Source organism: Flavobacterium endophyticum, assembly GCF_003634455.1.
Lineage (GTDB): Bacteria > Bacteroidota > Bacteroidia > Flavobacteriales > Flavobacteriaceae > Flavobacterium > Flavobacterium endophyticum.
This window is the reverse complement of record NZ_RBLC01000008.1, coordinates 50,400-67,044: the sequence shown is the minus strand read 5'-3', so window position 1 is coordinate 67,044 and position 16,645 is coordinate 50,400. Positions and strand designations below refer to the sequence as shown.

At 38.0% G+C, this 16,645-nt stretch carries 10 protein-coding genes and 1 pseudogene; 4 read left to right on the top strand and 7 right to left on the bottom strand.

The features are described from left to right. A pseudogene (locus CLV94_RS16860) lies at window positions 1-1,943 on the bottom strand (hypothetical protein); the annotation flags it as partial. A 343-nt stretch (window positions 1,944-2,286) separates the two neighbouring features. On the opposite strand from CLV94_RS16860, the gene folE reads away from it, so the two are divergent. The 4 genes from folE (at window position 2,287) to lgt (ending at window position 5,766) form a co-directional block, all read left to right on the top strand. Then, window positions 2,287-2,958, top strand: coding sequence for a GTP cyclohydrolase I FolE (gene folE / locus CLV94_RS16855; protein WP_121377688.1), 672 nt, complete (start codon window positions 2,287-2,289; stop codon window positions 2,956-2,958). Window positions 2,959-2,987: 29 nt separating this feature from the next. Next, entirely contained in the window at window positions 2,988-4,466 is a 1,479-nt protein-coding gene (cysS, locus tag CLV94_RS16850; RefSeq protein ID WP_121377687.1) for a cysteine--tRNA ligase, read from the top strand. A gap of 53 nt (window positions 4,467-4,519) precedes the next feature. Then, window positions 4,520-4,771, top strand: coding sequence for a membrane protein insertion efficiency factor YidD (yidD, locus tag CLV94_RS16845; protein WP_121377686.1), 252 nt, complete (start codon window positions 4,520-4,522; stop codon window positions 4,769-4,771). Window positions 4,772-4,836: 65 nt separating this feature from the next. After that, entirely contained in the window at window positions 4,837-5,766 is a 930-nt protein-coding gene (gene lgt / locus CLV94_RS16840; protein ID WP_121377685.1) for a prolipoprotein diacylglyceryl transferase, read from the top strand. A 305-nt stretch (window positions 5,767-6,071) separates the two neighbouring features. Here lgt and secDF read toward each other — a convergent pair whose 3' ends face one another. The 6 genes from secDF to CLV94_RS16810 form a co-directional block, all read right to left on the bottom strand. Continuing rightward, window positions 6,072-9,089: a protein translocase subunit SecDF gene (gene secDF, locus CLV94_RS16835; RefSeq protein ID WP_121377684.1), complete on the bottom strand. Its 3,018-nt coding sequence runs from the start codon at window positions 9,087-9,089 to the stop codon at window positions 6,072-6,074. Window positions 9,090-9,309: 220 nt separating this feature from the next. Continuing rightward, complete coding sequence (gene mdh, locus CLV94_RS16830) at window positions 9,310-10,245, bottom strand: malate dehydrogenase (protein WP_121377683.1); 936 nt, start codon at window positions 10,243-10,245, stop codon at window positions 9,310-9,312. Window positions 10,246-10,292: 47 nt separating this feature from the next. Continuing rightward, entirely contained in the window at window positions 10,293-12,233 is a 1,941-nt protein-coding gene (gene gyrB / locus CLV94_RS16825) for a DNA topoisomerase (ATP-hydrolyzing) subunit B (protein ID WP_121377682.1), read from the bottom strand. Window positions 12,234-12,464: 231 nt separating this feature from the next. Then, window positions 12,465-14,081, bottom strand: a complete 1,617-nt coding sequence (gene asnB, locus CLV94_RS16820) for an asparagine synthase B (RefSeq protein WP_121377681.1) — start codon at window positions 14,079-14,081, stop codon at window positions 12,465-12,467. Window positions 14,082-14,300: 219 nt separating this feature from the next. After that, window positions 14,301-14,750, bottom strand: coding sequence for a hypothetical protein (locus CLV94_RS16815; RefSeq protein ID WP_121377680.1), 450 nt, complete (start codon window positions 14,748-14,750; stop codon window positions 14,301-14,303). A gap of 111 nt (window positions 14,751-14,861) precedes the next feature. Further along, window positions 14,862-16,619: a TonB-dependent receptor gene (locus CLV94_RS16810; protein WP_121377679.1), complete on the bottom strand. Its 1,758-nt coding sequence runs from the start codon at window positions 16,617-16,619 to the stop codon at window positions 14,862-14,864. Window positions 16,620-16,645: the final 26 nt, after the last annotated feature.

Sequence of the window (16,645 nt, the reverse complement as noted above, 5' to 3'; positions counted from 1 at the left end):
GTGTACGTGACGATAGCGCCAGGGGTACCCTGGACGTCTACCGTCATGCCAATGCCCTCGCAGATCGGTGTGTCCGCTGTAGTGATCTGGGCGGTAGGTAAACCACCAACAGTCACAACAGCTGTACCGGTCAATGGTTGCGTACATGTAACACCATTTGTGGTTAAAGAACCGCTAACCAAAGTATAAGAATATGAGTTGCCAGCGACAGCAACTGGAGTTGTAATAGAAGCTGTACCCGTATTTGTACCAGTACCATCATCAACTAATACAATAGTTCTAGTGGCACCTGTTTCATCTGTATATTCTATAGTCGCACCAGGAGTTCCTGTAAACGTAATGGTTGCAGTAGAATTTTCACAAATCTGAGTTGTTCCAGAAATGGTCGCAGTAGGCGTTGGTACTAAGTCCAAGTCAAAGAAATAGACAAAGTAGTTTGTAGGATCAGCAATACTTTCTGCTCTAACATAGATAATATCACCTGGTACTCCAGGGTGAGATAATACCTCTGCTGCTGTAAGTGCTGTTGTAACATCATCAGCATCAGCTTCACTTTCATGGAAAGTTATGGAATAATCCGAAGGAAGAGGATTACCTGTTTCTGCTGCAATGGCGGCATTAATAGCAGGCAATTCATCATTTAGATCAAAATTTTCCTGTAAATCATTATTTATATCACAAATAATAAGCGGTGCAATTTCCTGCGCATCACAATCTCTTAGAATAACTTTAAAAGGAATTATATAAGAGCAATTTGAAATAATATCGAGGATTTTTATATAAAGCGTCTTATCGGTAGCCGGCGCTACAAGATCGTACCATATAGGAGCTGCTGTATTTGCCGGATCATAAAAGTCTGTATTTATAGGAGAAAGATCATTTTGGGCATTCGTTAAATCGTCATAATAATTGATTTCAAAATCATACGGATTTAAATTATCAGGTGGCCCGGGCACAAAAGTACCTAAGACAACATCGGTATTGATACCGATATTAAAGTGTCGAGGATCCGTATCTGTAGTACAGTGCTTGATATCTTTAGGAGTAAAACCTATTTCATCTTCGTTAACTCTCACAGTTGCGCAATCCGTCGCAGTAATTGGCGGAATGGCTGCATCACAGCTACCAAAAGTAGCCTTGACACAATAGGAAGTAGTTACAGTTGGACAAACAGTCAAAGTTGGACCAGTTCCTATAACAGTTCCTGGGCTTCCAGCTTCAGTCCATTCGTAAGTAACTGGAACAGCAGGGCCGTTTGGAGTAAATCTCCAAGCCTCTGATTGTGTATCCAGTACTTGCCAAGTACCTGTATTTCTATTTGGGCTGGATGGAGAATACGCTGAAGAGCCGTCTGCATTTTGAATTCCAAGCAGACCATTACCTCCGTTCCAAGCGGCACAAGAAGTTCTTCTTCTTACATGAATCTCTATAACATTCGTAGATTCAAATAATACTATTTGATACGATTGCAATCCTGAAGCGCCACAACTTCCAAAAAGCGGCACATCTTGCCAGTTGGCAACAAATGCTCTACATGGATAGGTTCCGACTGTAAAGTAGTTAATTGTAGTACTTGCAATAGGCCCATTGGCAATATTCAAATCCTGCAACATCATAATTGCATTTTTATAAGGAGGACCATAACCTGGACCCGAAGGAATCGGATTATTAAAAGCCCATCCACTACCACTTTCGGCAGGCACTAAAAAACTTGGTCTATACAATCCTCCTGGAGAATCCGGATGTCCCAAAATACTAAAGGTCACGGCCCCATTATCACCTATCAAACATTCGCTATATTTTTCACCATAAAAACAAAAGTTAAAAGGCACTGTTTGTTTTCCTCTAAGTGGTATTATACCCGACCATCTATCATCCGATGTGATACTCGTGATATCATTTACGTTATCAGGGCTTCTCCATACAAAAGGAGTTTGCGCCAAAGCGTAACTTGTAGTCTGCTTTGGAATACTGTTAAGAGGCGGCGAAGCGACTATAGTTCTACAGTCACCAGGGTTACAACTTGGCAGTGGAGTTATAGCATTTACGCTGACACAGCCTAAATCTTGACCATAACTATTTGTTAACAATAAAGTAAATAAGAATAATAAAAGATAATTCTTTTTCATTTTTAGATTATTTTGAGGAGCGAAATTTACATAAATTTAAGAAATAATTATCTTAAATTTTGAAAATTTTTAAATTTAACATCCATGGAAATTGTTTGCCATTAATTATTTATCTTTGCAGTCTTAAATACATATCCAAAATAACATATCATTTTCAATGACAAATAATGAAGATTTTCTAGACGAAATTGGAGATAATCATATTGCTACAAATGCAAAAAATCCTTTAAGAAGTGATGCCTTTGATATATCAGACGACCAAAAAATTGAGCTTATAAAAAAAGACGTTGAAAGCATTCTTAAAACCTTAGGAATGGATCTTACCGACGATAGCCTAAAGGGCACTCCAAACCGTGTTGCAAAGATGTTTGTAAAAGAAATTTTTGGAGGATTGAATCCAGCAAAAAAACCTAGCGCATCTACTTTCGAAAACAACTACAAATACGGCGAGATGTTGGTAGAAAAAAACATCACTTTATATTCTACTTGCGAGCACCACCTCCTTCCTATTATTGGCAGGGCTCATGTTGCTTATATTTCAAACGGAAAAGTAGTGGGTCTTTCTAAAATGAACCGCATTGTTGAATATTTTGCAAAGCGCCCTCAAGTTCAGGAACGTTTGACTATGCAAATTGTACAGGAACTGCAAAAAGTACTAAATACCGAAGACGTGGCCTGCGTAATTGACGCCAAACATCTTTGCGTGAATTCAAGAGGAATCAAGGATATCGAAAGCAGCACTATCACTTCTGAATTTGGTGGTAAATTTAAAAACGAGGCTACTCGAAGAGAATTCCTAGATTATATTAAATTTGATACTCAATTTTAAACTGCCATAGTGCTTCAAAAATCATAAGTATGCCATTATATAAGACTCAGAATCTAAAAATATACAATTCTCTTTCTGGAGAAAAAGAAGTTTTTATTCCCTTGCACGAAGGCAATGTCGGAATGTATGTTTGCGGACCTACTGTCTATAGCAATGTGCACTTAGGAAACGTGAGGACTTTCATGTCATTTGACGTAGTTTTTAGATACTTGTCGCATCTTGGTTACAAAGTGCGTTATGTGCGTAACATTACCGACGTCGGACACGTAGTTGATGATGAAGACGAAGGCGAAGATAAGATTGCAAAAAAAGCTCGTGTCGAAAAGCTAGAGCCGATGGAAATCGTACAGCGTTATACTGTCGATTTTCATGAAATCTTAAAGGAATTCAATTTCCTGCCTCCAAGCATCGAACCAACCGCTACCGGACACATCATCGAGCAGATCGAGATTATCAAAAAAATTATTGATAATGGAATCGGTTATGTATCAAACGGCTCGGTTTATTTTGATGTCTTAAAATATAACGAAACCCATAATTACGGAATATTAAGCGGTCGAAATCTTGAAGATATGATTGCTAATACGCGTGAGCTTGACGGGCAGTCCGACAAAAGAAATCCTCAAGATTTTGCGTTGTGGAAAAGAGCCGAACCAGAACATATCATGCGCTGGCCTTCTCCTTGGAGCGACGGCTTTCCAGGCTGGCATTTAGAATGTACTGCAATGAGTACTAAATACCTCGGGAATCATTTTGACATCCACGGCGGTGGAATGGACTTGAAGTTTCCGCATCATGAATGCGAAATCGCGCAAAATGAAGCATGTACTGGGCAATCCCCAGTAAATTACTGGATGCACGCCAACATGCTTACGCTAAACGGCAAAAAAATGGCAAAATCGACTGGAAACAACATACTGCCTCGAGAAATTTATGCCGGCGGAAGCCCTTTTTTAAGCAAAAAATATTCTCCTTCTGTAGCCCGATTCTTTATGCTTCAGGCTCATTACAGAAGCAATCTTGATTTTACGGATGATGCGATTGCAGCTTCCGAAAAAGGATTTGTGAGATTGATGGAAGCGTATGACACTATAAATGAAATCACTCCTTCGCAAAGCTCTACAATCGACATCCAGGCGTGGATTGCCGCATGCTATGATGCCATGAATGACGATTTCAACACTCCTATTTTGATTGCTCAGCTTTTTGAAGCTGTCCGCTATATCAATCTATTAAAAGAAAACAAAGAGACCCTTACCGCAGAAGACTTGAGTCTGCTGACGAAAGCTATGGAAAGTTTCTTGTTTGATGTTTTAGGCCTGACCAATGAAAAGTCTCTTGAAAATAATGATAAATTAGACAGTGTTGTGAACATGCTTATCGGAATGCGAAATGAAGCACGCGCCAACAAAGATTTTGCGCTGTCCGATACTATCCGAGACCAGCTGACCGCTCTTGGAATCAATCTCAAAGACGGTAAAGAAGGAACAACGTTCTCAATAAACTAGCAAACGATGATGAAGCTGACAAGTTTCATCATTTTTTTTAAACAGTATTCATCTTGGGCTTAAAAAAAATACTTATCGCCCCTTTTGTTCTCCTGATTCGGTTTTATCAGGCTGGCATCTCCCCTTTTTTGCCTTCGGCTTGCCGTTACGAACCAACCTGTTCGCAATATACGCTAGAAGCGTTGCAAATACACGGTTTGTTTAAGGGCGGCTATCTCGGAATCAAAAGGATCTTGAGTTGCAATCCGTGGGGTGGAAAGGGATACGATCCTGTTCCCGAAAAAACATGCGGGCACAAACATTAACGCCTTTTTTTGAATCCTATTAAAACAAATCTTTATTTTTACAGATAAATTAAGAATATAAAAATATGACTACAGCTCTAAACATGGTTTGGAATCCATCAGAAGGTATCGATTTAGGTTTTTTTGTAATTAGATATTACAGCCTAATGTTTGTAATCGCTTTTGTACTAGGATGGTATTTAATGAAAAAAATATATTTGCGCGAAGGTGAATCCATTGAAAAATTGGACACGCTTTTTATCTATACTTTTTTCGCAACATTATTAGGAGCACGCCTCGGACATGTAATTTTCTACCAATCGGAGCTTTTCCGCGAAGATTTCTGGAGCGTTTTCTTGCCTTTCAAGACAAAACCGCATTTTGAGTTTACTGGCTTTTCTGGATTAGCGAGTCACGGAGCTGCTATTGCCATTATCATTACCATGTATTTTTATAGTAAAAATATAATCAAACGTCCGCTATTGTGGATTTTGGACAGGATTGTTATTCCGGTATCTTGCGGCGCAATCTTCGTAAGATTAGGTAATTTTTTCAATTCTGAAATTGTAGGAAATAAGACGGATTCTCCTATGGGAATCAAATTCATACGCGACAGTATCAAGCCGGATGTGGCTATGATCGAAACCAAGACAAATAATGCGAACGACGCTTACCATCAGATTGCTACGAATCCAGAATACGCCGCGATTCTTCAACAGGTAACGCCAAAACATCCTGCACAATTATATGAAGCCGTAGGTTATATCATCGTTTTCATCATCTTATATTTTGCATATTGGAAAACTCAAGCTAGAGAAAAATTAGGATATCTTTTTGGAGTGTTCTTAGTTCTTTTATGGACAGTACGTTTTGTTGTCGAGTACGTAAAAGAGAGCCAAGGCGGTATAGAAGAATCCTTAGGGCTTTTCTCCACCGGACAATGGTTGAGTATTCCTTTTATAATTGCAGGCTTGTATTTCATCTTTAGCGCAGAGAAAAAGGTGAATTCTTTATAAAAAATTCGTTGTACAAAACATAAAAGAGGGCTATAATGCCCTCTTTTATGTTTATAGTAATTCTATCTTACTATCAATAATAACAAAAGTACAATCTTTAGATTATCTGCTATCCTCTTACTAAATGTGCTTTTAAGGCGCTTCTTTTTATCATTAGAAAAGAGTAACCCAACAACTAATTGGGCAAGCTAGCGAGCTTATACGAACTCCTCGCAATCCGAAAAAGAACTAGACTGCCTCATTAAATTATAACTACAAAAAAAGGCTCGATAAATCGAGCCTTTTTATATGAAAATATCTTTTATTTATATTTTGTTATTATCTGCATTGTTATGCATGTCTTCAATTCTTTTGTGTTCTGCATCAGAGATGGTATCACAAAGAACTGGTGTTGCAATAAACAATGATGAGTACGTTCCTACGATGATACCTACAAGCATCGCGAATATAAATCCGCGGATAGATTCACCACCGAAGATAAACATGATTAATAATACCATAATCATTGTCAACGAAGTATTTAATGTTCTCGACATTGTAGTATTAACAGATCTGTTTACGATTTCGTTGAAACTTCCTTTTGTTTTACCAGCTAGATATTCACGAATTCTATCGAATACGATTACGGTATCATTCATTGAGTATCCAATTACAGTCAGGATCGCCGCAATGAAGTGTTGGTCCATTTCCATGTGGAATGGCATGAATTTATAACATAATGAGTAAATTCCTAAAACGAAGATAACGTCATGCGCAACGGCTGCAATCGCACCTAAACTATATTGCCATTTTCTAAAGCTTATCATCAAGTAAAGGAAAACGATTCCCATTGCTCCTAAAACAGCCCAGAAAGAGTTGGTTTTAATATCTTTTGCTACTGCTGGTCCAACTTTTGAAGAAGACATAATACCTACAGTCTTTCCGTCATAAGCATTAACGAATTTTTCATACGTTAAATTTGGTCCGTAATATTTCTTAAGGTTGTCAAATAACATTTTGTTTACTTCAACATCGGCTTCAGAGCTTGCAACATCAATTTTGTATTTGGTAACAATTTTCAATTGTTCTTTATCACCTAATACTTTCGCTTGAACTACACCGTCGAATACTTTAGTAAGCTCATCAGCCACTTCAGAAGCTTCAACTGGTTTTTCAAATCTAACTTGGAATGTACGACCTCCTTTGAAATCCACACCTTCGTCCAATCCGTTAATGAATAACGAAGCCACACTCACGATAACTACACAGCTTGAGAAGATATACGTAAATTTCTTTTTACCCAAGAAGTCGTAGTTGAAGTTCGTAAACCAGTTTTTAGACATTGATGTTACGAATGTCAGGTTATTTTTTCTAGCAATACTCCACTCTAACAAGATTCTTGTAATGAAGATTGATGTAAATAGAGAAGTAAAAATACCAATTAACAAAGTAGTTGCGAAACCTTTGATCGGTCCTGTTCCGAAGATGAACAATACCGCTCCAGTCAGTACGTGAGTTACGTTTGCATCTGTAATAGACGACATCGCACCTCTCCAGCTGAAAGAAACTTTTACGGCTTCTTCTAGTGTCTTGCCCATTCGCAATTCTTCTTTTGCTCTTTCGTATATAATGATGTTGGCGTCGACCGCTGTACCCATTGTCAATACGATACCTGCGATACCTGGCAATGTCAGGATAGCACCAATACTAGCTAGGATACCAAATAAGAAAAGTAAGTTAACTGCCAAAGCAATGTTAGCATACCATCCTGATTTCCCATAATAGATAATCATCCAAAGAGAAACCAATAGCAATCCAACTAAAGCTGAAGTAATACCATTGTCGATAGCTTCTTGACCTAAAGACGGACCTACTGCATCGAACTGAACGATATCTGCAGAAGCAGGCAATTTACCAGCTCTAAGAATGTTCGCTAAATCTTTTGTTTCAGAGATATCAAAGTTTCCTGTGATTTGAGAAATACCACCTGTAATAGCACCGCTTGTTACACCTGGTGCAGAATATACTACATCATCCAAAACGATTGCAATGAATCCTTTTTCAGTATAGGCTTTTCCAGTCAAAGCTTCCCAGTCTTTGGCACCTTTGCTGTTCATCACCATTTCTACAGACGGTTTACCCATCTGGTCAAATTTGTCACTAGCATCAGTCACAACACCACCGCTCATTGCAGGTGTGTTTTGTCTGTTTCCTTTTAGTGCATATAATTCTAATGCTTCTATCTTTTTAGAGTTAGCCGCTTTAGTTGGATCAACGATTTGCTGTTTAAGAACATTGATAGATTGCGGCTTGCTCCATACAAATTTTGCATAACGCTGCTCTCCTACAAGAAGTGATTTCACTTCTGGCATTTTCAAATATCCATTGATCTTAGCGGTATCTTTTGGAGAGAAATAACCCAAGATAGGACCGTTTCCGAAAGCAACCATTTTGTCAATCCAAGGATTACCACCTTTTACAGCAGTTGAATCTTTTGAAGCATCAGTCAATAGGTTACCGATAGTATCGTTAGCCGTCTTTGGCGTTTCTTTTGTATCGATAGCTTTTTCTGTTTTCTTTAGGACTTCGTTTGAAGCCATCAAGAAATTGCTCATCTCTTCTACTTTGTAAGTTTCCCAGAACTCTAACTGAGCTGTACTTTGCAATAATTTTTTGATACGGTCAACATCTTTTGCTCCTGGAAGTTCTACCAAGATTCTACCTGATTCACCAAGCATTTGGATGTTTGGCTGTACTACTCCAAATTTATCGATACGCTCTGTTAATACTCTAAAAGCACTTTCTACAGATTCTTTTACTTTTCTCTTGATGATCGTTTTTACCTGAGCATCAGTCATATTAAAAGTAACTTCTTCTAAATTACGGTGTGCAAAAACTTCAGGATCAGCTAATTTCACTGCTCCTTTAGACTCTTGGTCAAATGCGATAAAGAATGCATCGATGTAATCTTGATTACCTTCTTGGTTCTTATCGGCATTTTCTAAAGCTTTGTTGAAAACTGGATTTTTTGTGTTGTTAGCCAGTGTTTTCAAAACGTCTTTTACAGAAATTTGCAAAATCACATTGATACCACCTTCAAGGTCAAGCCCTTTGTTAATCTGCTTATCAGAAACTTCTTTGTAAGTAAATTTTGTGAAGCCAAGATTATAGACTTCTTCTTTCCCGATTGAATCAAGATACTTTACTTCTTTTTTCTCATCTCCGTTAGCAAAAGCTTTTGCATCACTCTTAACGCGATTGGCGACAAATGTGAATGATAGTTGGTAAATACTTACCAATGCAAATAAAATTGCAAAAAATTTAACGAGTCCTCTATTCTGCATTATTACTAAAAATTAATTAAATTTCTTATTGTTGGTGTGTCTAAACAAATAAAACAAGCTAAATCAAGCAGTTATCAAAAATAATACTACTACTTGAGTTATTCGCTTTTTTTTAAAACGAGCAAATATATAATTAACCAAAAGATTAACCAATTAATTTGCTAATTATATCATAAAAAAAAGACTGCAAGAAGCAGTCTCTTAATTTATAAGGTAGGAATTATGCCAAAACCGACTTTAAATCGGCATTCATATTTCTAACCGCATCGGCGCTTTTCGCAAGCAATGCTTTTTCTTTTTCGTCAAGGTTGATAGCAAGAATTTCTTCGATACCGTTTTTACCGATAATACAAGGAACTCCTAAACAAATATCATTTTGTCCATATTCTCCTTCTAAAAATACTGAACAAGCAATCATTTTCTTTTGGTCGTTCAAGATACTGTCAACCAAATAGGCTACAGAAGCACCTGGGGCATACCAAGCCGAAGTTCCTAAAAGTCCAGTCAAAGTAGCACCTCCAACCATTGTGTCAGCTGCAACTTTATCTAAAGCTTCTTGAGAAAGGAATTCTGAAACTGGAATACCATTATAGGATGCCAGTCTTGTCAATGGAATCATCGTTGTATCGCCGTGTCCTCCAATTACCATTGCAGAAACATCGTTAGATGGTTTATCTAAGGCTTTTGACAAATAATATCTGAAACGAGAGCTATCCAAAGCACCACCCATTCCGATGATTCTGTTTTTTGGAAGCCCTGTTGCTTTTAACGTCAAGTAGGTCATCGTATCCATCGGATTTGAAACTACGACTACAATTGTATTTGGAGAATATTTCAAGACATTTTCTGCAACCGATTTCACGATTCCAGCATTGATTCCGATTAATTCTTCTCTTGTCATTCCTGGTTTTCTAGGAATTCCAGAAGTGATTACTACCACATCGCTGTCTGCCGTTTTAGAATAATCGTTGGTTACTCCGGAAACTTTTGTATTAAATCCAGTATTGGTAGCGCATTGCATGATATCCATCGCCTTACCTTCTGCAAAACCTTCTTTAATATCTAATAAAACTACTTCGCTGGCAATTCCTCTGTACGAAATCACATCTGCACAAGTTGCGCCAACATTTCCGGCACCTACTATTGTAACTTTCATAATAATTGTATTTGTTTATTTGTTGTTTGTTTCAAAATGAAAGAATGCTATGCATCGATATTGGCATACACGGCATTTTTCTCGATAAACTCACGTCGAGGCGGAACCTCATCTCCCATCAGCATAGAGAAAACACGGTCTGCTTCTGCAAGGCTATCGATTGTTACTTGGCGTAATGTTCTGAAATTTGGATTCAAAGTAGTTTCCCACAATTGTTCCGCATTCATCTCTCCAAGACCTTTATATCGCTGGATGTTTGAACCGCCGCCCATTTTTTCTGTGATTTCATCACGCTGCGCGTCTGTCCATGCGTATTCTTTTTTGTTTCCTTTCTTCACCAAATACAAAGGCGGAGTTGCGATGTAAACGTGGCCGTTTTCAATCAACTCTTTCATGAACCTGAAGAAGAAGGTCAATATTAAGGTAGAAATGTGAGAACCATCGACATCGGCATCACACATGATGACTACTTTATGGTATCTTAGTTTTTCTAGATTCAAGGCTTTTGAATCCTCAGCAGTTCCAATAGTTACTCCAAGAGCCGTGAAGATATTTCGAATCTCCTCGTTCTCGAAAACTTTGTGGTGCATTGCTTTTTCTACGTTCAAAATCTTACCACGCAAAGGCAAAATTGCTTGGAAATTTCTATCGCGTCCTTGTTTTGCCGTTCCGCCTGCAGAATCTCCCTCTACAAGGAAAACTTCGCATTTTGCTGGATCTTGCTCAGAACAGTCTGACAATTTACCTGGCAATCCGCCACCGCCCATAACGGTTTTTCTTTGCACCATTTCACGAGCTTTTTTCGCTGCGTGACGTGCCTGTGCTGCCAAGATTACTTTTTGCACGATTACTCGGGCATCATTTGGATTTTCTTCCAAATAATTTTCAAGCATTTCAGCTACAGCTTGGCTTACAGGAGAAACAACTTCTCTATTTCCAAGTTTTGTTTTTGTCTGTCCTTCGAATTGCGGTTCTGAAACTTTTACAGAAATGATTGCTGTCAAACCTTCACGGAAATCGTCTCCCGTGATTTCGAATTTCAATTTTTCCAAAAGTCCAGAAGCATCTGCATATTTCTTAAGCGTTCTTGTCAGACCGCTACGGAAACCTTGCAAGTGCGTTCCTCCTTCGTGTGTATTGATATTATTTACGTAAGAAAAAATATTTTCTGAGTAGCTGGTATTGTAAATCAAAGCAACCTCAACTGGAATTTCACCTTTTTCTCTCTCCATGCTGATAACATGCGAAATAATTGGCTCACGGTTGCCGTCTAAGAAACGGATGTATTCTTTCAGACCTTCGTCAGAATGGAAAACTTCGCTTACGAACTCTCCTTTGTCATCTTTTTCTCTTCTGTCGGTAAACGTAATCGTGATACCTTTATTCAAGAAAGAAAGCTCACGCATACGGGCAGACAGCGTATCGTATGAAAACTCTGTTGTCTGTGTGAAAATCGTATCATCTGGATAAAAAGTCTGGATAGTACCTCTTTTTGTAGTTTCTCCAATTTGTTTTACCGGATAAAGAGCTTTTCCTTTTTCGTATTCTTGTTCATAGATTTTTCCATCGCGGTGAACCGTAGAACGCATGTGATTTGACAATGCATTTACTACCGAAACCCCAACCCCGTGCAAACCTCCGGAAACTTTATAGGAATCTTTATCGAATTTACCCCCAGCACCAATCTTAGTCATTACAACTTCAAGTGCAGAAACGCCTTCTTTTTTGTGAATATCTACTGGAATTCCACGACCATTATCTTCAACGGTAACGGAATTATCTTCATTAATAGTAACGGATATGGTATCGCAATGGCCGCCCATCGCTTCATCGATCGAGTTGTCTACAACTTCATAAACTAAATGGTGCAAACCTCTTACACCTACATCTCCAATATACATCGATGGACGCATTCTAACGTGCTCCATCCCTTCTAATGCTTGAATACTATCGGCTGAATAATTGCTCTTCTTGATTTCTTCGCTCATATATAATTTGTCTAAAAAAGGTATTTTTTTGTTTAACGAACAAATATATAAAAACAGGAGTGATAATCAGCTATAAATGGAGATTTTAGCACTTAAGTTATCAACATTTTTAAGGTTTCGGCATAAGTTTTTTGACTTACCGCGACTTATTTTCAGAAAGTATCTTAAACGTAAAAAGCGCCACTAAAAGTGAACGCTTTTCAACAAACAAACTAAACTAATATTTAATATCTAGGCAATAGCATTAGGCTTTGCAATTGCAGTATCTGCTTGGACGTGTGCTGCATTTGCACGGCCACTTGGATCTTGGTTTTCCTGCCATTTCGGTATCCATTTTCTTACGGTCTGGGCAGCGCTCAATTGTGGAAAATGTTTGTGGAATATATCTCTATAGAAATAAGCTTCTTTGGTTTTTGGAGTGTTATACGTAAATCGTTCTCCGGCTTTTTCTAATTGGTAATCTGTAATCTGTGACGAGCAATATTCAATCAAAGTATCAATCCAACTATAGCCTACACCATCAGAAAACTGTTCTTTCTGTCTCCATAAAACTTCTTCTGGGAGATAGGGATTTTCTGGCGTATCGAATGCTTTACGCAGAATGTACTTTTCTATTCCATCGTAAGTTTTTGGCTGTTTTTCTTCTGGCTGAATTCTGATGGCTAAATCCAAAAACGCTTTGTCTAAAAACGGAACTCGTGCTTCTAGTCCGTGAGCCATTGTGGATTTGTCTGCGCGAAGCAAATCGGCTGTAAATAGCTTTTGTACCCTTTCGATAGTTTCTTTCTGAAAATCTTCTGTAGATGGCGCATTTCTGAAATACAAGTAGCCTCCAAAAATCTCATCGGCTCCTTCGCCAGATAACACAACTTTCACCCCCATATCCGTAATCGCTTTTGAAAGGAAATACATCGGCGTACTGGCACGAACCGAAGTCACGTCATAGGTTTCCAAATGCCAGATTAATTTATCTAGAATTTCAATACCTTGTTCAATCGTAAAATGGATTTCATGGTGTTCCGTTCCTAAAAATTCGGCGACTTTTCGCGCCGCTTTTGCATCTGGCGCTTCTGCATCTAAACCAATCGAGAATGAATGAAGCGTTTTTCCATTTTCCTTGAGCAGTCTGGCCGCAATCGATGATGTAAGCGACGAATCCAATCCTCCTGAAAGCAATACTCCAATCGGCACATCGCTCATTAGTCTTTTGCGAGTCGCCTCTGTCAAAGATTCGCGTATTTTAGATAAATCTAAAGCTTCAGTCGCTTTTTCATGGTCTTCATATTCTGGTCTGTAATATTTCACAAAACCTGTTTTCTGCGTATAATAATGTCCTGGAGGAAAAGTCGCAAACGTCTTGCATTGATCTGCTATCGGCTTCATTTCTGACGAAAAATAAATACGTCCTCTTTCATCTAATCCATAATATAATGGCTTTACTCCTACCGCATCTCTACCAGCAATAAAATCATCGCCATTGATTACCACAAAGGCAAAATCACCGTCCAGCATGTTCAAAAAATCATACCCAAATTCTTCGTACAAGTGCACAATTACCTCTGAATCGGATTTTGTGCGAAACGTATGGTGTTTCAAGACCGTATCTCTCAATTCTTGATGGTTGTAAATTTCTCCGTTATGGACCATGTAGGCCGATTTTGTGCCTTTTATCGGCTGTCTTCCTGAATGCAGGTCGATAATCGACAAACGTTCATGGCTCAGGATATGTCCGTTTTCAGTTATATGCAGATCACTTTCGTCCGGACCGCGATGCGACATCCTTTTTGAAAGCTGTTTTACCAATTCTTCATCTTTTCCTTTTCCTATAATTGCTAAAATTCCACACATAACTTCATTCTTTAATTTGATTGTTTTGATAAAGCAAATTTGAAGTATTTGTTTTATTTAATAAAGTATAATTTATTTTTTAGTTACATATTAAAACTAAAACAGGAATTTTTAATTATTTAATAAACATATTGGTACTAAAAATAGTCTGTTTGGTTTTATTCTATAAAAAAAGCCATCGCATAAGATGACTTTAAGAATTTATATTTTTCTAAAATGTTATTCTACACTTTCAATCAGGTATTTAGTGCCATTGATTTCGAAATCATATCCGGCTTGCTGACCAAGCAGCTTGCTTCCTAATGGCGACTGAGGCGAAAGCGCAATAATGTTTTTCTCTTCTATTTTTATTTTGGGAAGCGCAGCACTCATAAACAGAAGGATACCATTCGCTTTTATGATGCTTCCGACGGTTATTATCTTGGTTGTTTTAGACGCATCAATTTTATCTAAAATGTTTTTCTGTTCTAGAAATTCTTTCAGCTTGTGGTTTAATTTTTCCTGTTCTAGATGCATCATAGACAAAGCCGTCTCGTGTTTGTCTCCAGCAGAACCTTTTGCATCGTTTTTAGCATCTTCGGTTAGATTCGAAATCATGTCATGGAAAACATCGATTTTATCTTGAACCAATTGTTTGTAGTATTGGAGTGTTTTTTCTTTGAGGGTCATTAGATACTTATTTTTAAACGCGGATAAAATATAGACGCTGTTTCTCGCTGATTTTTTGAAATAAAAAAGCCTACAAATTTAATGCAGGCTTTAGAAATTTAATTATTACTATCAAAAATCAAACTTGTAGCTAGCTCCCAACATGACTTGAATTCCTTGTACAGGATAATTCAGCCATTTTTGGTAGTCTTGGCTTGTCAGGTTATTTCCTTTTAGGAAAGCCGTAAGCCTGTCATTGTATTTATATCCTACATGGGCATTTAAATCAAAATAACTGTCTAAAGTAATAGTCTCCAATTCATTTCTCAACAGCGAAGTATAGCTAAAGACGTCTTTTCGCTCTCCAACAAAAAAGAGACTGGTTCCTGCATACCATTTTTCAGTAATATTAAAATCCAGATTGGCTGCAATTTGAAGTTCTGGAAGATTCCATGCTTCTGCCTGGTCGTCTGTTGTATAGCTATTGAAGGTTCCGCTCACGCCGAAAGAAACATTTTTAGAAAAATCGGCTTTCAGTTCTCCAAAAAAGCTAATCGTTTTTACGTTATCATACACAACATTGAACGAATTTCCGAAAGCATAGCCTTCTTGATTTGCGTTTTCATTGTTATACGGATTGTTCAAGAACATTGCTTTCTGGTCTTCATTCTTGTATGAACCTCGGATATTAAAACCGACGTTATTTGCAATTTTACCTTTCAATCCTACATACACATCGTACTTTTGATCCGTCGGAGCAATACCTAGAGTCGGCGATACGAAGAAATTCTCTTGTACTAAATCACGATACGAATTTTGTTTTAAGCTTCCTTCTGCTCCTGCATACGCAATCATGACATCGCCTACGATTCTGTAGGTAGCCGTAATCTGCGGATAGACAAAAAACTTATTGTCGCTATTTTCGCTATCCATGCTGTAGAAAAGTCCGGCACCAAGATTAACCGTCAAGTCATCTTGTTGGTAAACAAAACTTGGTTGCACACCAATGTTAGTATATCCATAACTGATATCGGTCAAGCCGAAATAGTCTTTTTCAAAAGAACCGCCTAAGTAATCAATGATGAAATTGGCATTGATTTTTCTTCCGGAAACTTCAAAACCGACAGTCGGCTTCACATAAAATCGATTTTCAGACGAACCGAAAGCATCAGAAAAATGATTGAATTTCAGACTCGCTTCTTTAAAAATACTTTCTTTCGCACTGAATCTTCCTCCCACATAAATATTTTGATATGTTTGCTGCGGATCGATACTATTGATTAAATCTTGCCTGTCTTGCGGATCGGCAAGGTCATTGGCAAAATCGTTTCTCAGTCCATACCAATTGTAAACTTGGTGCTGATAGCCTGCATCGACATTCCAAGAGAAATCTTTTTGCTGGTTTCCGTAAGTTAAATCCAGCGACGTATTATAAAATTTGTCATCTAACAAAATATCATCTATGCCGCCTTGAGACGAAAGATGACGGAGCATTCCTCCTACGTATTCATTTCTGTTTAGGTTTTCGGTAACAAACAATTCGGCATTCAGCGTGCCGTAATTCCCGACGCCTAAAGTCGCATAATTTTTATATAATTTTTCTTGTTTTGTCTTATCTACGGCAGCTGCCCTTCCTTTTGCCGGAGTAAATGTCGAGGCCACAGGAAAGGAAAAAATATTGTATTTGATTTCTTCTTTTTTGGTATTGTCTTCGTCTTCTAACGTCGGTGTTTCTTTTACCTTGAAGGCATCAGAAATGGTAGGTGTATAAGGCTTCACCACATTCACGACTTCTGTCCCGATATTCTCATCCTTCTTTTGCGCAAAACCAGCCTGTAAGCCTGCAAAAAGAAACAGTAAAGCAATTTTATATTGAATTTTATGTGTCATATTACTTGTATTGAATTTAGAATAAG